Raw genomic sequence first — 18910 nt, forward strand, 5'->3', positions numbered from 1 at the left:
CACCCCGAAGACAGACCGTGACGTCCCGACTGCCCGAGGAAGTGCCGCTCCGTGACCAGCGAGTACCCCCAGCCCGCCACCGACACGTCGACGAGCACCGCTGCTCCGGCGCCGCAGCCGGTGGCCCAGCCGGTGGTGCAGCCCGTCGAGGAGCCCAGCCCGTGGCCGTCGTCGACCGCGCCGGTCCCCGCCGTCCCGCGGGCCGAGACCGCCCACGACGCCGTCCACGGGGCCGCCGACGAGGCCGCTCCGGAGGCCCGCGAGGGACGCGCGGTGCAGGGCCAGATCGAGCTCGGCCCCCAGAACGGCCCCACGGGGCGCCCGATGCCGGTCTTCCCGGTGCCGGCGCCGCTGGAGCAGCACGGCCCGGCCCGGGTCATCTCCATGTGCAACCAGAAGGGCGGGGTCGGGAAGACGACCACCACCATCAACCTCGGGGCGGCGCTGGCCGAGTACGGCCGCCGGGTGCTGCTGGTCGACTTCGACCCGCAGGGTGCGCTGTCGGCCGGTCTCGGCATCAACTCCCACGAGCTCGACAAGACCGTCTACCAGCTGCTCATGGAACGCGGCACCGACGTGCGCGAGGTGATCCGGGAGACCGCCGTCGAGGGTCTGGACCTGCTGCCGGCGAACATCGACCTCTCGGCCGCGGAGGTCCAGCTGGTCGGGGAGGTCGCGCGCGAGAGCGTGCTGGCCCGGGCCCTGCGTCCGGCCCTCGACGACTACGACGTGGTCCTCATCGACTGCCAGCCCTCGCTGGGCCTGCTCACCGTCAACGCGCTGACGGCCTCGCACGGGGTCCTCATCCCGCTGGAGTGCGAGTTCTTCGCGCTGCGCGGGGTGGCCCTGCTGGTGGAGACCATCGAGAAGGTGCAGGAGCGGCTGAACCCGGCCCTGGAGGTCGACGGCATCCTGGCCACGATGTTCGACGGGCGCACCCTGCACAGCCGCGAGGTCGTCAACCGGGTCGTGGACGCGTTCGGGGACGACGTGTTCCACACGGTCATCGGGCGGACGGTGAAGTTCCCGGACGCCACGGTCGCGGCGGAACCCATCACCTCCTACGCGACCAACCACCCGGGGGCGGAGGCCTACCGCCAGCTCGCGCGGGAACTCGTGGCCCGCGGGGACGCGGCCTGACCCGAGGTCTCCGACCCCGCGCCCCGGGGCGTTCACCGCTCGTCGGGGCCTCCTCGAACCCCGTGGTGGTTGCCCTGCGTCAGAAGTGAAGACGCTGCGTCGAACTCCGGCGTCCGTGCGGTGCGAGTGCGCCCGCGACGCCCCGACTGCCCCGTGCGGGCGAGCTCCGACGGGCTAGGGTTCGGCCACACGTGACCGGTTCCCTAGACCGGTCGGGGGAGGGGCTCACCCGTGGGGGCTACGCCAGGGACGGACACCGTGGACGAGGGGTTCACGCGGTTCTCCGAGGAACACGCGCAGGGGCAGCTGGTCCCGCGCATCGTCGAGGTCGCGCTCGCGTGCGCCGACACCGTCCTGGTCGCCGACGGCGTCGACCGGCTCACCGGATCCACCCTGCTGCAGCGCGCCGCGCTCGTGCGCGCCGCCGTGCTGGCCCACCACGCCGGTCACGACCCGCGCGAGACCCCGGTGGCGGTGCTGCGCGGGCACGACGTCGGCGCGGTCGCGGCCGTCGTCGGCGTGATCGCGGCCGGGCACCCGGTCGTCGTCCTCGACCCCACCACCCCCGCCGCCCGGCTGCGCCACTACGTCGAGGCCGCCGGGGCGACGCTGGTGGTCTCCGACGCCGAACGCGCCGCCACGGCGCGCGAGGTCGCCGCCACCGTCCTGGACCCCGACGGACCCGGCGCCGCCCACCGCCCCGACCACGTCGAGGCCGCCGCGGCCCTGCTCGGCTCACCCGCCGACCCCGACGACGTGGCCGTCATCGTCTACACCTCCGGTTCCACCGGCGCGCCCAAGGGCGTGGCCTGCGAGCACCGCTCGATCCTGCACGACACCTGGGTGAGTTCCGAGGCGACCGGGGCCTACCCCGTCGGCAGCGTCGTGGCCCACCTGCTCCCGATGGCCTTCAGCGCCGGGGTCACCCCGACCCTGGGGGCGCTGCTGGTGGGGGCGCGGCAGGAGCTGTTCGACCCCCGCCGCCGCTCCGTCGCCGAACTGCCGGGTTTCCTGCGCGAGGTCGGCGCCGACGTGCTGCTGGCGTCCCCGGCGATCCTGCGCGGGGTCATCGCCTCGCTCGGGCCGCAGGGGCGCGTCCCCGGCCTCAAGACCGTCACCATGGCCGGGGAGACGGTCCACGGGGCCGAGCTCGCCGCCGTCCGCCGCGCCGTGGGCCCGGACTGCGTGGTGCGCAACCGCTACGGCTCCACCGAGACGTGGCTGATGACGGAGTACGCCATCAGCGGCGACGACGAGGCCCCCGAGGGCGCGACCCCCGTGGGCTGGGCCGTCCCCGGGGCGAAGCTGCAGGTCGAGCTCGCCGACGGGACGCTGGCCGACGCGGGGACGGGCCGGGTCGTGCTCACCTCCCGCTGGCTCGGCGCCCGCTACTGGCGCGACCCCGCGAAGACGGCGGAGGTGTTCACCGACAACCCCGACGGCTCGCGGACCTTCCGCACCAGCGACGTCGGTTCCCTCGGCGCCGACGGCTGCCTGCGCCTGCTCGGGCGCAGCGACCACAGCGTCAAGGTCCGCGGGCTGCTCGTCGAACCCGGGGAGGTCGACGCCCTGCTCTTCGCCCAGCCCGACGTCCGGGAGGCGCTCGTCGTGGGCCGCCCCTCCGCGCGCACCGGACGGATGTCGCTGGTCGCCTACGTCGTGCCCGAGGGGCCGCGCCCGCAGGCCTCCGCCGTGCGCGCCGTGGTGCGGGAGAACCTGCCCGCCCACATGGTCCCCGAGCACGTCGTGTTCCTGGACGCGCTGCCGCGCACCGAGCGCGGCAAGCTCGACCGCTCCCGGCTGCCCGAACCCCCGCGCAGCACCGCCCCCTTCGAGGCGCCGCGCACCGGCTGGGAGGAGGTCGTCTTCGAGCAGTTCTGCGCCGTCCTGGAGCTGGAGGACCTCTCCATCCACGACGACTTCTTCGAGCTCGGCGGGGACTCCCTGGCCGCCGAGGCGCTCGTGAGCCGCATCGAGGCGCTGGGGGACCAGGCCGTCGGGCAGGTGGGGACGGCGGTGCTGGCGTCGGCGCCCACCGTCGCCTCCTTCGCCGCCGCGGTGCGCTCGAAGGTCCGCAGCGACCGCCCCACCCTGGTGCCCCTGCGCCCCGAGGGCGAGGACCGCCCGCTCTTCCTCGTCGCCGGGGCCGGCAGCGCCGCGCTGGCGCTGCGGACGCTGGCCCAGCGGATCGCGCCGGGGATCCCCGTGCTCGGCCTGCAGGCCCACGGCCTGGAGAACCGCGCCCTGCCCGACTGGTCGGTCGAGCGGATCGCGCGCCGGCACGTGGCGACGGTGCGCGAGCAGCAGCCGCAGGGCCCCTACCGCGTCGCCGGTCACTCCCTCGGCGGTCTCGTCGCCCTGGAGATGGCCCACCAGCTGCGCCGGGCGGGGCAGGAGGTCGAGATCCTCGTGGTCCTGGACTCCTTCCCGCCGGACCCCGCGCTGATGCCGGTGCCGCGGTACCCCTCGCGGGTGGCCAAGCTCAAGGAGGGCGTCTCGCTGGCCCTGACCGGCATCAAGGCCCACTCCGGGCTGGGGCACTACATCCGGTTCTTCCGGCAGGGGATGTTCCTGCAGCGCAGGTACACCACCGAGGCCTACCCCGGCCCGGCGCTGGTCGTCGTGGCCGGCGACGACGTCGACGCCGGGGCCCGGCGGCAGTGGGCGCCGCACCTGAGCGGCGAGGCCCGCGTCGTCGAGGTCGCCGGCGAGCACATGTCGATCCTGCGCGAGCCGCGGGTCGGCCCCGTCGCCGACCTCGTCTCGCAGGCCCTGCGCGCCGAGGCGCCCGCGGTCGTCGACGTGCGCGAGGGGCGGTTCGCCGAGCGCTGAGGACGCGGACGCGTCCCGGCCCCCGCCCCGCGGGCGGGGTCACCCGTTCCGACCACGACGCGTGACCCCGCCTGCGCGAGGCGGGTGACGCGGTCCCCCCGGACGGCGCAACCGGTGGCCGACGGTCACCGGGCCCCCGGCCGCGCCGTGCCACCGTCGGGGCCATGCCACCGACCGCCGCCCCTCCTGCGACGCGCCGCGAGACCGCCCCGGCCCCCGCCCCCGCGCGGCTGCCCGGACCCACCCGCGAACGCCGCCCGGCGCTCGTCGCGTTCGGGCTGGTGCTGGTCGTCGCCGGGTCGCTGGGCAGCGCGCTCGTGGTGCACCGCAGCGGGGACCGCGTGGACGTCCTCGTCGCCCGGCACGACATCGCCCCCGGCCAGCGGATCACCGCCGCCGACCTCGGGACCGCCCGCGTCGCCGCCGACGGCGCGGCCGTCGTCCCCGCCGCGGCCCTGGGCAACTTCGTCGGCACCTACGCCACCTCCCGCGTCCCCGCCGACACCCTCCTCAACCGGACGATGTTCCTGGCCGGGGACACCGTCCCCGCCGACGCCGCCGTCGTGGGGGTCGTCCTGGGCGCCGAGCAGCGCCCCACCGACGCCCTGGCCGCCGGGGACGTCGTCCGCGCGTTCCTCGTCGCCTCCGACGGGTCCTCCACCGTGACCGGTCAGCCCGCCGGGACCGTCCTGCTGGACGCCGCCCGGGTCGTGGCCGCGGGCGGTGCGGGGGCCGCCGCCGGCGACGTGGCCACCGACTCCGGGACGGTCTCGCTGCTGGTCCCCACCGGCGACGCCGCCCAGGTCGTGGCCGCGGCCGCCGCGGGGCAGGTCGCCCTGGTGCGCCTGGCCGACGCCACCACCCCGCCCGTCGACCTCGTGCGGGAGTGAGTCGTGGCCCTCGTCTCCCTCCTCTCCGCCAAGGGGTCCCCCGGCGTCACCACCACCGCGCTGCTCAGCGCCGCGCTGTGGCCGCACCCCGCCGTCCTGCTGGACGCCGACCCCGCCGGCGGTGACGTCGTCGCCCGGGTGCCCGCGGCCGACGGCGGGGTCCTCGACCCCGACCGCGGTCTGCTGCCGCTGCTGACCAGCGCCCGCCGCGGGCTCAGCGGCGCGCAGGTCCTGGAGCAGGCCCAGGTCGTCGCCGGCGGCACCCGCGTCGTGTGCGGGCTCGCCGGCCCGGAGCAGTCCCTCGCCGCCGGGCCGGGCTGGTCCGCGCTCGCCACCGCGGCCGCGGGCCTGGGCCACGGCGACGTCCCCACCGACGTGCTCGTCGACGCCGGCCGCGTGGGCGCCGAGGCCGTCCACCTGGACCTGCTGCGCGCCGCCGACGCCGTCGTCCTCGTCACCCGCGCCGACACCGCCTCGGTCCTGCACGCCCGCGAGCGCCTGCGCGTCCTGGGCGGGGCCCTGCGCCGCGGCGACGGGTTGCTGCCCCGCACCGGGGTGGTCGTCGTGGGCGACCCGCGCCGCCGCGACGCCGACGAGGCCGCCGCGGTGCTCACCGCCGTCGGCGGCTGGGTCGAGGACTTCGGCCGGTTGCCGCTGGACACCGCGGGCGCCCGGGTCTTCGACGGCGCCCGCACGTCCTGGCCCGAGCGCACGGCGCTCGTCCGCGCAGGCCGGGCCGTGGTGGCGACCCTCGCCGCCGCCGCCCACGGCGAGCTGCAGCGGGGTGCCGCGTGAGCCTCGACACCCCCGTCCGCCGGGCCGCCGACGCCGTCGACCACGACCTGGTCCGCCGGCTGCGCGGGGTCGTCGCCGAGCGCATGTCCGCGCAGCGCCGCCGCGACGACACCGCGGGCCGTCCCCCCATGTCCGCCGCCGACGAGCGGCAGTTCGCCCGGTCCCTGGTCGTGCAGGTCCTGGAGGACCACGCCCGCGCCGAGATGGAGTCCGGGCGCGTCCCGCTGTCCCCCGAGGGCGAGGAGGCGGTGGCCGCCGCCATCGGCGCCGCCCTCTTCGGCGTGGGCCGCCTGCAGCCGCTGCTGGAGGACCCCGAGGTCGAGAACATCGACGTCAACGGCTGCGACCGGGTGTTCGTCAGCTACGCCGACGGCCGCGAGGAGCTGCACGACGCGGTGGCGGAGTCCGACGAGGACCTCGTCGAGCTGGTCCAGGTGCTCGCCTCCAACGTCGGTCTCACCAGCCGGCCCTTCGACGCCGCGAACCCCCAGCTGGACCTGCGCCTGCCCGACGGTTCCCGGCTCTCGGCCGTCATGGGGGTCTGCCAGCGTCCCGCGCTGAGCATCCGCCGGGCCCGGCTGTCCAGCGCGACGCTGGGCGACCTGGTGGCCTCCGGCTCGATGACCGAGGACCTCGCGCAGTTCCTGCGCGCGGCGGTCCGGGCCCGCAAGAACATCATGATCGCCGGGTCCACGAACTCGGGGAAGACGACCCTGCTGCGCGCCCTGGCCGCCGAGATCCCCCCGCACGAGAGGCTCATCACCGTCGAGCGGGCGCTGGAACTGGGCCTGGACCAGCAGGTGCGCGAGCACCCCAACACGGTGGCGTTCGAGGAGCGGCTGCCGAACTCCGAGGGCGTCGGCGGGGTGGGCATGGCCGACCTCGTGCGCCGCTCGCTGCGCATGAACCCCAGCCGGGTCATCGTCGGCGAGGTCCTCGGCGACGAGATCGTCACCATGCTCAACGCCATGAGCCAGGGCAACGACGGCTCGCTGTCGACGATCCACGCGAACTCCTCGGCCGAGGTCTTCAACCGCATCGCGACCTACGCCCTGCAGGCGGCGGAGCACCTGCCCGTCGAGGCCAGCCACATGCTCATCGCGGGCGCGGTGAACTTCGTGGTCTTCCTCGACAAGCGGAACACCTACCACGCCGGGGGCGGTCTGCGCCGGGCCGTGACCAGCGTCCGGGAGGTCACCGGCATCGACGGCCGCGTCCTCAGTTCCGAGGTCTTCCTCGCCGGTGCCGACGGGGTCGCCCGCGCGCACGCCCCGCTGCAGTGCGCCGACGACCTCGAGGCCGCCGGCTACGTCGCACCCGTCCTGGCGCGGTGGGGATCGTGAACGGCGTCCTGGGTCAGGTCCAGCCCGAGGTCCTCGTCGCGGTCGCCGCGGCGGTCGCCGGGACGGGGGTCCTCGTCGCCGCCCTGGGGTTCCGCGGTGCCGTCGCCGGGCCGAGTTCCCGGCCCGGGTGGCGCCGCCGCGCGGTCGCCGGCTCCAGCCGGCGGGTGCTGCTGGGGGTGGGGGCGGGGGTGCTGACCCTGGTGCTGACCCGCTGGGTCGTGGCCGGGATCGGGATCGGCCTGCTGGTGGCCTGCTGGCAGCGCCTGCTCGGCGGGAACGCCGAGGAGAACCGCGGCATCGCCCGGCTGGAGGGTCTGGCGAACTGGACGGAGTCGTTGCGCGACACCATCGCCGGGGCCATCGGGCTGGAACAGGCCATCCCGGCCACCGCCGCCACCTCGGCCCCGGTGCTGCGCCCCTCGCTGAACCTCCTGGTGGACCGGCTGCGGGTCCGCGAACCGCTGCCCGACGCCCTGCTGCGCTTCGCCGACGACGTCGACGACCCGAGCGCGGACGTCGTGGTCGCGGCCCTGGTGCTCAACGCGCGGCTGCGCGGGCCGGGTCTGCGCGACGTGCTCACGGCGCTGGCCGCCTCGACCCGCGAGGAGCTGGACGTGCGCCGCCGGATCGAGGCCAGCCGACGCAGCATCCGCCGCAGCGTCCAGATCGTGCTGCTCATCGTGCTGGGGGTCATGGGGGTCCTCTCGGTGTTCAACCGCTCCTACGTCGCGCCCTACTCCACGTTCTCCGGGCAGGTGGCGCTCATCGTCGTCGCGGGTCTCCTCGTCCTGGGGCTGACCTGGTTGCGCCGGCTCGCCCGGGTGGAGGCGCACGAGCGCTTCCTGTCCCGTCCCGCCGGAGGGGCCGCGTGAACGGCGGCGGGGTGGGGACGGCCCTGCTGAGCGGGGGCGCCGGCGCGCTGGGGGTGGCCCTCCTCTGCGGGGCGCTGGTGCGCCCCCGGCCCTCGGTGTCGGTGCAGGTCGCCCGCTACGACGGGGCCCGCCGCTCCGCCCGGCGCACCGCGCTCTCGGCGGCCGAGGCGGCGGCCTCGGCCGCTCCCGACCGCGGGTTGTTCGGCCTGCAGGCGGCCTTCGGGCGGGGGCTGGCGCTCCTGTCGGACCGCCTGGAGGTCCTCGCCGGTGAACGCGGCTGGCGGTTGCGGCGCACCCGCGCCGACCTCGCCGTGCTCGGCCGCCGGACCGGGGAGTTCCTCGCGACGAAGGTCGTCGCCGGGCTCGTCCTGCTGCTGCTGGCGCCGGTCTGCTGGCTGGTGCTGCGCGCCTGGGGGGTTCCCCTGCCCGGCGGGGTTCCGGTGTCGCTGGCGCTCGTCCTGGGCGGGGCGGGTTTCCTGGTGCCGGACCTGGCGCTGCGCGGTGACGCGCAACGCCGCCGGCGCGACTTCCGCCGCGTCGTCGGGGTGTTCTCCGACCTCGTCGCGATGAACCTCGCCGGCGGGCGCGGGCTCCCCGAGGCGTTGCTGAGCTCGGCGTCGGTCAGCGACTACTGGGCGCTGGTGCGCATCCGGCAGGCGCTGGCCGGGGCCCGGCTCTCCGGCCGCACGCCGTGGCAGGCGCTGGGTGAGCTCGGGGAGGAACTGGCCGTCGCCGAGCTTTCCGACCTCGCCGGCGCCCTGGCGCTGGCCGCCGACGACGGAGCCAAGATCCGCGCCTCGCTGGCCGCCCGCGCGGCGACCGTGCGCCGGCGCGACATGGCCGACGTCGAGGGCGACGCGGGGGAGAAGTCCCAGTCCATGCTCGTGGCCCAGCTGGTCCTGTGCACCGCCTTCATGGTGTTCCTGGCCTTCCCCGCCGTCCACAACCTGATGGCCCAGTCGTGACCGAGAAGCAGTTCGAAGGGAAAACCCATGTCCGACCACTTCCTCCTCATCTCCCGCCTCGCCCGGCTGCTCTCGGCGCGGGCGCGCCGGGCGGCGGCCTCCGGGCGCGACGCGGGAGCGTCGGCGCTGGAGTGGGCGGTGATCGCCGCGATCGTCGTGGTCGCGGCGACGCTCATCGGCGGGGCGGTCTACAACATCGTCCAGAGCAAGAGCGAGGGGCTGACGGAGTGCGCCGCCGTGGCGGTCGGCTCGAACTGCTGAGGGGACCCCGGGACGACCGGGGGTCCGCCGCGCTGGAGATGGCGTTCATCGCCCCGGTGTTCCTGCTGCTGGTGTTCTTCGGCATCCAGGCGGGGTTGTGGGCCTACGGCCGCTCCGTCGCGCTGGCCGCGGCCCGCGAGGGCGTCGCGCAGCTGCGCGTCGTCCCCGACGAGCAGTCCGCGGCCGCCGCGGAGCCCGTCGTCCGCGCCCACGTCGAGCAGTTCGCGGGCGCGATCGGCCGCGAGTCGCTGCTCGGGCCGCGGGCGAGCACGCGCTGGAGCGCGGATCGGGGCGAGGTCTCCGTCGAGGTCACCGGCCGCGTCGTCAGCCTCGTCCCGGGCCTGGACCTCACGACGACGCAGCGGGCCTCGGGGACCGTGGAGCGCTTCGGGGACGTGCGGTGAACCGCCCCGACGACCGGCCGGTCCCCGACGCGGGCAGCGTGGCGCTGGAGTTCACCCTGGTGGCCCCCGCCCTGCTGCTGCTCGTCGCGCTGCTGCTGGCCTACGCCCGCGTCACCCAGGTGTCGGCGACGCTGGACTCCGGGGTCCGCGACGCGGCCCGCGCGGCCACCACGGCGCGCAACCCCCTCGCCGCGCAGGAACGGGCCCGCGTCGTGGTCCGCGACGCCGTGGGCGCGGGGAACTGCGCCGACAGCCTCGTCGTCGAACCGATCCCGGAGTTCGCCGCGGGCCGCGCGGTGACGGTCACCGCCACCTGCACGTACTCGGTGGGCGACCTCGGCCTGCCGGGTCTGCCCGGTTCGCTGTCGGTGACCAGCTCCTTCGCCAGCCCGCTGGACCCGAACCGGGAACTGTCGTGAGCGCCCTGCGCGGCGGGGGCGACGAGGGTTCCATCGCCCCCGCGGTGCCGGTCCTCGCCCTGGTCCTCCTGCTGCTGGCCGGGCTCGTCGTCGACGCCTCCCGCCAGCTGAGCGGCCGGGCCCGCGCCGTGGCCTACGCCGAGGAGGCCGCCCGGGCCGGGGCGGCGGCGATCGACCTCGACGCCGCGGACCTGGAACTGCTGCCCGACAGCCAGGTCGCGGCGCGGGTGAACGCGTACTGCCGGGCGGCCGCGGCGTCGGGCGCCCCGATCGTCGACCCGGGGAACTGCTTCCGGGGGACCACCGACGTCGGCGACCCGCTGCACCGCAGGATCGTCGTCCAGACCCGCGTCGAGATCGCGCAGCGGGCCAGCCTGCTGGGGATCGTCGGCGTGCAGGAACTGCGGGCCGCCGGCGACGGCCGGGCCCGACCCTTCGAAGGAACGAGCGAGGAGGACGTGACGTGTCGAGAAACCGGGTCCTGCTGACCGCCGCGGCGTGCGCGGTGGCGGCGCTGACGGGCGCCTGCTCCGGCGCCGCCACCGACACCACGACGGCCGTCGAACCACCGGCCGCCAGCGCGACCAGCGCCGCGGTCCCCCCGACGGGGGTTCCCGCCGGGTTCGAGGGGGACGCCGCGGTCACCGCGGTGCACGCCTACCTGCGCGAGCAGGCGCTGGCCGTCAACGCCGGGGTCGCCGACCCCGCCCGGCTGCCCGGGTTCACCGCCACGCTGACCCCCGCGGGTCAGGAGTGGGCGGTGCCGCTGCTGGCGGCGAACCTGGGCGACTGGATGCCCGGGCCCTACCCCGTGGGGGTCCTGGCCAGCACCCGCGTCGGCGACGACCGCGTCGAACTCGCCCTCTGCCTGCAGGACCGCGGGTGGCAGGTCGAGCGCTCCACCGGGCGCGCCCTCAACGCCCCCCACCACGCCACGGCCCGGGCCGTCGTCCTGCGGGTGGGGGAGCGGTGGCTCGTCGACGACGTCGCCGCCGACGGCGGCGAGTGCACCGCGGCCGACGTCGTCGAGGAGCGGTTCTGATGCGCCGCTGCGCCGCGGCCCTGGTGGTCGTGCTCGGTCTCGTCGCGGTGGCGGCTCCCGCGCGGGCGGCGGAGGCGGGTGGGGCCCGGCTGCTCGCGGCCCCCTCGGCCGGGACCGGTTCCGGTTCCGTGCACGGTTCCTGCCGCACCTGGTCGAGCTCGGCCGGCGAGTACGGGGCGGTGTGCTCCGGGGGTGGGCGCGCCAAGGACTACCGCGCGCTGCTGGACGGCGCGGCGCCCCCGACCTGCTGGCTGGTGCCCCCGGGGAGCACCGACTTCACGCCGAAGGGGGTGGCACCCCCCGCGGAGGCCTCCACCCTCTCGGTGGCCGTCCCCGCGCCCACCCTGACCGCGCGGCCCGCACCGGGTCCCACCGCGACGCCGACCACCACACCCACCGGAACACCCACCGCGACGCCCCCGTCCGTCCCGACGTCGGCGCCGGCGATCCCGTCGGCGCCGGTGCCGGCACCGGGAACCCCCTCGAGCACCACCACCGAGGTCCCCGCGCCCACCCCGACCGAGACCGTCCCCGTCGAACGGCCCCAGGACTTCCTCCAGGTCTGCGTGACCTCCGCTCCCGACCCGGGCACCCTGGCCCCGGCCCGCCCCACCACGTTCGAGGCCGTGCTGGTCCCGGTGCTGCTCAGCGACCCCGGCCGCCTCCGGTTCTGGTGGGAACTCACCGAGGGGCAGCGGCAGTACCTCACGTTCGTGGACGACCGCAGCCGCGTCGACGAGGGCAGGATCGTGACCTCGCCCTCCCGCACCCCCCGCATCGGGCAGGTCGTCGCGTTCTCCGCCACCGGGACCTCGCACCGGCCCCTGGCGATCGGGCGGCTGCGGATGGACGCGGAGCTCGTCTCCCTGCGGGTCCGGACCGGTGAACCCGGACGTCCCGACGTGACCTGCGCGGGCCCGGGCCGGGAACTCCCGGCAGGGGCCACCGAGCGCACCGGCCCGGACGTCTGCTCCTTCAGCTACCGGGAGACCTCCGCGGGCCGGGGCACCGCCGCACCCGACACCTACGACGTCACGGCCACCGAGACGTGGCGGATCCGAGTCAGCTCCGACGCGGGTGCGACGTGGACCACCGAACGGGTCGTCGAGATCCCCGTCCCCACCGGTCTGCGGGTCACCGAGGTGCAGACCCTCGTCGTGCCCCTCGTCCCGTGACCCACCCCGAACCGACCGCCCCACCCGAGCAGAGGCGAAACCCGTGAGCACCGCCACCTCCACCCGTCCGCCGTCGCGGACCCCGCACCGGCTGCCCCGCGTCGCGCCGTCCCGCCGCGAACGCGCCGGGGAGGTGCTGCGCGGGCTGGCCGCCGCCCTCGTGCTGCTGGCCGTGCTGGCCGGGGTGCCCCTCGCGCTGGTGGAACTGGTCGGGAACCCGCTGCCCGACACCCCTCCCGCCCGGGCCTGGCTGGACGCCGAGCTCAGCGCGTCCGCCGTCCTCGACGTGCTGGCCGTGGTGCTGTGGCTGGTGTGGGCGCACTTCGTCGTCTGCGTCCTCGCCGAGACCCGGGCCTGGATCGCCGGCGGCGGGGCCCGCGCCGTCCCGGGGGGCGGGGCGAACCAGCTGCTCGCCCAGCGCCTGGTCGCGGCCGTGCTCCTGCTCGCCTCCGGCGCGGTCTGGGTCCCCGGCACGGTCCCGCTCCTCGACGCGGTCGCGGTGAGCGCGCCGGCCCCGGCCCCGTCCGCCGGGGCCGAGGCCGGGGCCGCCCGCGCGAGCGCCGTCCCGGCCCCCGCGGGCTCCACGGCTCCCGATCCCGGCTGGGCCGCGGCGCGCAGCGGTGAACCCGTCGTCCACGTCGTCCAGCCCCCGCAGGGCCGGCACCACGACTGCCTCTGGGACATCGCGGAACGGACCCTGGGCGACCCGCTGCGCTACCACGAGATATTCGAGCTCAACAAGGACCGGGTGCAGCCCGACGGGTCGCGCCTCGTCGACGCCGACCTCATCCGCCCCGGCTGGACGTTGCTGCTCCCCGCCGACGCGCAGGGCGCCGCCCTGACCGCCCCCGTGGCCGCGCCCCCGAGCGCACCCGCCGCGGAACCCGCCGGGGTCTCCTGGGCCCCCACCGCCGCCCCCGCGACGCCGGAGGGGGCCGGGCCCGCCGCCCCGGGCCCCGCGGACGACCTCACCTCCCGCGCCGCCCTCTCCGGGGGACTGCTGCTGGCGGGGGTCCTCGTCGCGCTGCGCCGACGGGGCGGGCCGACGGCCGACGGCCTCGCCGACTCCCTGGCTGCGACGGCCGACCCGGAACGGGCCCGGTTCCTCGACCACGCCCTGCGCCGGCTCGCGGCCGACCGCGCCGCCGCCGGTCTGGCCCTGCCCGACGTGGTGGCCGCCCACCTCTCCGCCGACGAGCTCGTCCTGCACCTCGGGACGCGGGCGCAGGGGGCCGCGGCCCGGCCGCCGCGGCCGTGGACGGTGCTCGAGGGCGGGGCGTGGCGGGTGGCGCGCGCCGACCTGCCCGACCTGGCGGTGCCCGGGCGACCGGCGCCCACCGTGCCCGCGCCCTTCCCCGCCCTCGTCGACGTCGCCCGCTCCGGCGACCACGAGGTCCTGCTGGACCTCGAGAGCGCCCCGGGGATCGTCGCCCTCGGCGGGGACCCCGGCACCGCCCGCGACGTGGTGGCCTCGATGGCCGTGGAACTCGCCACGAACTCCTGGTCCGACGGCGTCGAGGTCGACCTCGTCGGTTTCGGCGACGACCTCTCCGCCCTGGCCCCGGAGAACCTCCGCCCGCACGCGCTGCTGGACGAGGTGCTGGACCGCCTCGAACGCACGGGCCGGGCGGGGACCGGGACCGACCTGCTCGCCGGCCGGCTGGAGCGGGCCGGGGACCGGCCGCGGCCCCGGGTCGTCGTCGTGTCCGGGCCCCCGACGGACACCCAGGTGGGGCGCCTGCGGAACCTGGTCGCCGGGGGCCCCACGCCCCTGGCCGTGGTGTGCGTGGGCGACGTCCCCGCCGCCAGCTGGCGCTTCGCGGTGACGTCCGACGGCCGCCTGGACCTCGGGGTCCTCGGCCTCGGCGGCCGGGCCCGCCGGTTGCCCCCCACCGAGTACGCCGCCTGGGCGGACGCCCTGCGGCCCTGAGACGACCCCCGTTCGGGGGTGTGGAAACCCGGCCGGGCCCGGCCCGCGGGTGCTGCACTGGAACTCCCCACCGACCGCGGTGGGGTGCACGGAACACCGACACGGAGAACGGAAGAACCATGGCGAACCTGAACGTCACCTTCGACGACATGCGCACCGCGGCCACCAACCTCGACCACGGCAAGGCGGAGATCGCCGACCAGCTCGCGCGGCTGAAGGCCCTCGTCGACGGCCTCGTCTCCAGCGGCTACGTCACCGACCGCTCCTCGGTCGCGTTCAAGGACTCCTACGACGAGTTCAACACCGGCATCACCCAGGTCCTCGAGGGCCTGACCGGGATGTCCGGCTACCTGAACTCCGCGGCGCAGACGCTGTCCGACGCCGACTCCCAGCTCGCCGCGAGCCTGGGCCGCTGACCCCACCCCGCGCCGGGCACCCGCCGCGGGTGCCCGGCGGGTTCCCCCGTCACGCTGGAGGACCCGTCGATCCGAGGAGCAACCCGTGCGTCTGGCCGTGACGGTCGTCGACCCCCGCGCGGGGAGCCGGCGCGACCTCGTCGTCGAGGCGGACCCGCGGACCCCGTTCGGCGACCTCGCCCCCGTGCTGGGCACGAGCGGCGCCCGGGTGTTCCACGACGGCGCGGAACTCGCCCCGGACGTCCTGCTCGGCGACAGCGGCGTGCGCGAGGGAGCCGTCCTCAGCCTGCACGACGCCTCCGGCTGCGTCCCCGCCGAACCGGGCGGGTCCGTCGAGCTGCGCGTCGTCGGCGGCACCGGAGCCGGGGCCGTGCACCGGCTCGGGGTCGGGGAGCACCTCGTCGGCCCCGCCGGGACCGTCCCCGTCCACGGCCCCGCGACCGTCCGCGTCGCCGTCGCCCCCACCGGCGCCGTGCTCGTCTCCGCGGCCGGGGGAGAGCCCCGGCTGGAGACGGTGGAACTGCGCGCCGCGCAGCTGTGGAGCGCCGGCGACCTCGTCGACCTCGGCGCGACCCTGCTCGGGATCGGCGTGCCCACCGCCCCCGACGCCGTGCTGGAACCCGCCGCGGCCTCCGCCGAGGAGGTCGCGGGGTTCGACTACAACCGCCCGCCCCGCCTCCTGCCCCCGGACCGGACGACGAGGTTCCGGCTGCCGCACCCGCCCGGGGACCCCGCCCGCCGGCCCTTCCCCGTCGTCGCCGCCCTCGCCCCGCTGGCCATGAGCGCGACGATGGTCGCCGTCAGCCACCACTACGCCTACCTCGCCATCGGCCTGCTGACCCCGGTCGTGGTCGTGGCCAACGCGCTCGTCGACCGCAGGGCGGGCCGCACCAGCCACCGCGCCGTCCTGGCCCGCTACCGCCGCGAGAAGCTCACCACCGAGGACGACGCCGCCCGGGCCCTGGTCGCCGAGCGCCGCGCCCGCCGGGACAGCGCCCCCGACCCCGCCGAGCTGCTGCTCACCGCCATCGGCCCCCGCGCCCGGCTGTGGGAGCGCCGGCGCCGCGACGCGGACCACCTCCACGTCCGCGTCGGCCTCGCCGACCTGCCCTCCGACGTGGTCGTCGAGGACCCCGAGCAGCTCGAGCACCGCCGGCTGGTGACTGCCACCGCCTCCCGCGTCCCGGTCACGGTGCCGCTGGCCGAGCACCCCGTCACCGGGGTCGCGGGGGCCGGCGCCCGCGCGCTCGCCGCGCGCTGGCTGGTGCAGCTGGCCGTCCTGCAGAGCCCCCGCGACGTGTCGCTGCACGTCCTGACCAGCGCGGCGGGACTGGCGGAGTGGGAGTGGGTGCGGTGGGTGCCGCACGCCCGCGCCGAGGCCGGCGGGGCCGCGTCGGTGTTCGTCGGCACCACCACCGAGACCTGGGCCCGGCGCGTCGCCGAGCTCGGCGCGGCCCTGGAGGACCGGCGGCGGGCGCTGGCGGACCTGCCCGCCGGAGCCCGCCTCGACGTCCCCGACCTCGTCGTCGTCCTCGACGGGGCCCGGCGGCTGCGCTCGCTGCCCGGGGTCGTCACCCTGCTCACCGACGGGCCCGCGCTGGGGGTCCGGGTGGTCTGCTGCGAGGAGGACCGCCGATCCCTGCCCGAGGAGTGCTCCGCGGTCGTCGAGGAGCGCCCCGACGGGTCGCTGCGGGTCGAGCGCCAGCGCCACCCCGTCGTCGCCGGGGTCCTGCCCGACCTCCCCGCCCCGGGGTGGGCCGCCCGGATCGCCCGCGCGCTGGCCCCCGTGCGCGACGCCGGGAACGACGACGCCGGCGCCGGCCTGCCCGACGGTTCCCGGCTGCTGGACGTCCTGGGCCTGGAACCGCCCACCCCGCAGGCGGTCTCGGCCCGCTGGCTGCTGTCCCCGGCGAGCACGACCGCCGTCGTCGGGGAGTCCCTGGACGGGCCCTTCGGCATCGACCTGCGCGCCGACGGCCCGCACGGCCTCGTCGCCGGCACCACCGGGTCGGGCAAGTCCGAGCTGCTGCAGACGATCGTGGCCTCCCTCGCCGTCGCCAACCGCCCCGACGCGATGACCTTCGTGCTCGTGGACTACAAGGGCGGGGCGGCCTTCAAGGACTGCGTCGACCTGCCGCACACCGTCGGGATGGTCACCGACCTCGACACCCACCTCGTCGCCCGGGCCCTCACGTCGCTGGGGGCCGAGCTGCACCACCGCGAGCAGCTGCTGGCCGCCGCCGGGGCCAAGGACCTCGAGGACCACGACGACCTGCGCGAGGCCGACCCCGGGCGGGGGCTGCCGCGCATCCCGCGGCTGCTCATCGTCATCGACGAGTTCGCCTCCCTGGCCCGGGAGCTGCCCGACTTCGTCACCGGCCTGGTGAACATCGCCCAGCGCGGGCGCTCGCTCGGCATCCACCTGCTGCTGGCGACCCAGCGGCCCACCGGTGTCGTCAGCGCGGAGATCCGCGCCAACACCAACCTGCGCATCGCGCTGCGGGTCACCGACGCCGCGGAGAGCTCCGACGTCCTCGACGCCCCGGACGCGGCGCGCATCGCCAAGGCCACCCCCGGGCGCGCCTACGTGAAGCTCGGGCACGGCTCCCTCGTCCCCTTCCAGTCCGGGCGCGTCGGGGGCCGGCGCCCGGGGGTGTCGTCCGCGCAGGACGTCCCCGCCCCCTGGTCGGCGCCCCTGCCCCCCGCCGACCTCGGCCGCCCCGCACCGCGCCGGCCGAGGGGCCCCGCCGCCCGCGACGACGCCGCCGAGACCGACCTGAGGCACCTGGTCGCGGCGGTCCGCGCCGCCGCGGAGGACCTGGGCGTCCCCGCCCCGCGCAGCCCGTGGCTGCCGGCGCTGCCCGCCCTGCTGAGCGCGGCGGACCTGCCCGCGCCGACCGGGACGAACGCCGCCACGTACGGCACGGTCGACGTGCCCGAGCGCCAGCGGCGCGACGGCCTGGAGTTCGACCTCGACGTCCACGGCCACCTCTACGTCGTCGGCGCCCCCCGCAGCGGCCGCTCCCAGCTGCTGCGGACCCTGGCCGCCCGCCTCGCCGAGCGCGTGCCCACCGCGGACCTGCACCTGTACGGCCTGGACTGCGGCGGCGGTGCGCTGCTCGCGCTGGCCGCGCTGCCGCACACCGGCGCCGTCGTGCAGCGCAGCGAGACCGACCGGGCGGTGCGGCTGCTCACCCGCCTGCGCGAGGAGGTGCTGCGCCGCCAGGGCGAGCTCGGTGCCCTCGGGGTCGCCGACGTCGGGGAGCAGCGCGCGCTCGCCGCCGCCGGCGGCCCGCCGGCCTGGCCGCACCTGGTGCTGCTGCTGGACCGCTGGGAGGGCTTCCTCGGGGGCCTGGCCGAGCTCGACGGCCAGGCCCCGCTGGAGCTGGTGACGACGCTGCTGCGCGAGGGGGCCGGCGTCGGGGTGCACGTCGTGGTCGCCGGCGACCGCCAGCTGCTGACCGGCCGCACCGGGACGCTGGTCGAGGACAAGCTGCTGCTGCGCCTGACCGACCGCGCCGACGCGGTCCTGGCCGGTCTCTCGGCCCGGCAGGTGCCGGAGGACGTGCAGCCCGGACGGCTGCTGCGGGCCGGGACCGGGGCCGAGGCGCAGGTCGCGGTCCTCGGCGACGACCCCTCCGGCCCCGCGCAGGTGGCGGCGCTGGCCGCGCTCGCGGAGCGGCTGCGCACCCGCGACGCGGGGACCCCGCGCGAGCGGCGGCCGTTCCGGCTCGACGTCCTGCCCACCTCCCTGGACTACGACCGGGCGCTGGAGCTGACCGAGCGGGGCCCGGGGCGCCTCGTGGCGCTGGTGGGGGTCGGCGGGGACGACCTGACCGGGCTCGGGCCGGACCTGCTGGCCGGGCCCGGGACGGCGATCGTCGCCGGCCCCGCGCGCTCGGGCCGCAGCACCGTGCTGCTGACGATGGCCCGGTCCCTGCTGGACCAGGGGGCGCAGGTCGTGATCGCCGCGCCCCGGCCCTCGCCGCTGCGCGCGCTCGCGGGCCGCCCGGGGGTCCGGGCCGTGCTGACCGGGGACGACCTGACCGCGGCCGAGCTCGAACCGCTCCTCGGCGCCGCGGCCGGTCCCGCCGTCCTCCTCGTCGACGACGCGGAGGTGCTGCGCAACTGCGCCGCGGACGGCTGGCTGAGCGGGCTGGTCGCCCGCTGCGGGCGCGACGGGACCGCGGTGATCGTCGCCGGGGAGGCGTCGGAGGTGGGGTCCGGTTTCTCCAACTGGCAGGTCCCGTTGCGGCGCAACCGGTGCGGCGTCCTCATCGCGCCCGGCGACGTCATGGCCGGCGACGTCGTCGGGGCCCGGGTGCCGCGCAGCGCGCTGGGGGCGCCGGCCCAGCCGGGCCGGGTGCTGCTGCACACCGGCGACGGCGAGCTGCGCACGGTGGCCGTCCCGCAGTCGGTAGCCTGA

The 18910-nt window shown here is 77.2% G+C and carries 16 protein-coding genes; all 16 read left to right on the forward strand.

What is annotated here, in order from left to right; genetic code table 11:
• Positions 1 to 51: 51 nt before the first annotated feature.
• The 16 genes from KRAD_RS18320 to KRAD_RS18395 all read left to right on the forward strand — a co-directional run bounded on the left by KRAD_RS18320 (position 52) and on the right by KRAD_RS18395 (position 18910).
• Positions 52 to 1140: a ParA family protein gene (locus tag KRAD_RS18320; protein ID WP_012087145.1), complete on the forward strand. Its 1089-nt coding sequence runs from the start codon at positions 52 to 54 to the stop codon at positions 1138 to 1140.
• Positions 1141 to 1398: 258 nt separating this feature from the next.
• A complete protein-coding gene (locus KRAD_RS18325) occupies positions 1399 to 3972 on the forward strand; it encodes an AMP-binding protein (RefSeq protein ID WP_049821280.1) in 2574 nt (857 codons plus the stop codon).
• Between the two features lie 164 nt (positions 3973 to 4136).
• Positions 4137 to 4862 (forward strand): SAF domain-containing protein, encoded by a 726-nt coding sequence (locus KRAD_RS18330; protein WP_012087147.1) that lies wholly within the window; start codon positions 4137 to 4139, stop codon positions 4860 to 4862.
• A 3-nt stretch (positions 4863 to 4865) separates the two neighbouring features.
• Positions 4866 to 5657, forward strand: a complete 792-nt coding sequence (locus tag KRAD_RS18335; RefSeq protein WP_012087148.1) for a MinD/ParA family ATP-binding protein — start codon at positions 4866 to 4868, stop codon at positions 5655 to 5657.
• A gap of 83 nt (positions 5658 to 5740) precedes the next feature.
• Positions 5741 to 7000 carry a TadA family conjugal transfer-associated ATPase gene (locus tag KRAD_RS18340; protein ID WP_049821537.1) on the forward strand — a complete coding sequence of 420 codons (1260 nt, stop codon included), beginning with the start codon at positions 5741 to 5743 and terminating at the stop codon, positions 6998 to 7000.
• On the forward strand, positions 6997 to 7872 hold the full coding sequence (locus KRAD_RS18345; protein WP_012087150.1) for a type II secretion system F family protein: 876 nt from the start codon (positions 6997 to 6999) through the stop codon (positions 7870 to 7872). Before KRAD_RS18340 ends, KRAD_RS18345 begins: the two co-directional genes overlap by 4 nt.
• The gene (locus KRAD_RS18350) at positions 7869 to 8837 is read left to right on the forward strand and encodes a type II secretion system protein (RefSeq protein ID WP_012087151.1); all 969 of its coding nucleotides are present in this window, start codon (positions 7869 to 7871) and stop codon (positions 8835 to 8837) included. Before KRAD_RS18345 ends, KRAD_RS18350 begins: the two co-directional genes overlap by 4 nt.
• A 27-nt stretch (positions 8838 to 8864) precedes the next feature.
• Positions 8865 to 9098, forward strand: coding sequence for a hypothetical protein (locus KRAD_RS18355; RefSeq protein ID WP_012087152.1), 234 nt, complete (start codon positions 8865 to 8867; stop codon positions 9096 to 9098).
• Complete coding sequence (locus KRAD_RS25725) at positions 9065 to 9502, forward strand: TadE/TadG family type IV pilus assembly protein (RefSeq protein ID WP_275263086.1); 438 nt, start codon at positions 9065 to 9067, stop codon at positions 9500 to 9502. Before KRAD_RS18355 ends, KRAD_RS25725 begins: the two co-directional genes overlap by 34 nt.
• Positions 9499 to 9921 carry a TadE/TadG family type IV pilus assembly protein gene (locus KRAD_RS26150; protein ID WP_012087154.1) on the forward strand — a complete coding sequence of 141 codons (423 nt, stop codon included), beginning with the start codon at positions 9499 to 9501 and terminating at the stop codon, positions 9919 to 9921. The genes KRAD_RS25725 and KRAD_RS26150 overlap by 4 nt, the downstream gene beginning before the upstream one ends.
• Positions 9918 to 10409, forward strand: a complete 492-nt coding sequence (locus KRAD_RS18370) for a pilus assembly protein TadG-related protein (RefSeq protein WP_012087155.1) — start codon at positions 9918 to 9920, stop codon at positions 10407 to 10409. Before KRAD_RS26150 ends, KRAD_RS18370 begins: the two co-directional genes overlap by 4 nt.
• Complete coding sequence (locus KRAD_RS18375) at positions 10385 to 10963, forward strand: hypothetical protein (RefSeq protein ID WP_012087156.1); 579 nt, start codon at positions 10385 to 10387, stop codon at positions 10961 to 10963. Before KRAD_RS18370 ends, KRAD_RS18375 begins: the two co-directional genes overlap by 25 nt.
• Positions 10963 to 12138 carry a hypothetical protein gene (locus KRAD_RS26155; protein ID WP_012087158.1) on the forward strand — a complete coding sequence of 392 codons (1176 nt, stop codon included), beginning with the start codon at positions 10963 to 10965 and terminating at the stop codon, positions 12136 to 12138. Before KRAD_RS18375 ends, KRAD_RS26155 begins: the two co-directional genes overlap by 1 nt.
• Positions 12139 to 12181: 43 nt before the next feature.
• Positions 12182 to 14068, forward strand: coding sequence for a LysM peptidoglycan-binding domain-containing protein (locus tag KRAD_RS18385; RefSeq protein ID WP_012087159.1), 1887 nt, complete (start codon positions 12182 to 12184; stop codon positions 14066 to 14068).
• 119 nt (positions 14069 to 14187) lie between these two features.
• A complete protein-coding gene (locus tag KRAD_RS18390) occupies positions 14188 to 14484 on the forward strand; it encodes a WXG100 family type VII secretion target (RefSeq protein ID WP_012087160.1) in 297 nt (98 codons plus the stop codon).
• An 85-nt stretch (positions 14485 to 14569) separates the two neighbouring features.
• Positions 14570 to 18910 carry an FtsK/SpoIIIE domain-containing protein gene (locus KRAD_RS18395; RefSeq protein WP_012087161.1) on the forward strand — a complete coding sequence of 1447 codons (4341 nt, stop codon included), beginning with the start codon at positions 14570 to 14572 and terminating at the stop codon, positions 18908 to 18910.

Source organism: Kineococcus radiotolerans SRS30216 = ATCC BAA-149 (assembly GCF_000017305.1).
Classification (GTDB): domain Bacteria; phylum Actinomycetota; class Actinomycetes; order Actinomycetales; family Kineococcaceae; genus Kineococcus; species Kineococcus radiotolerans.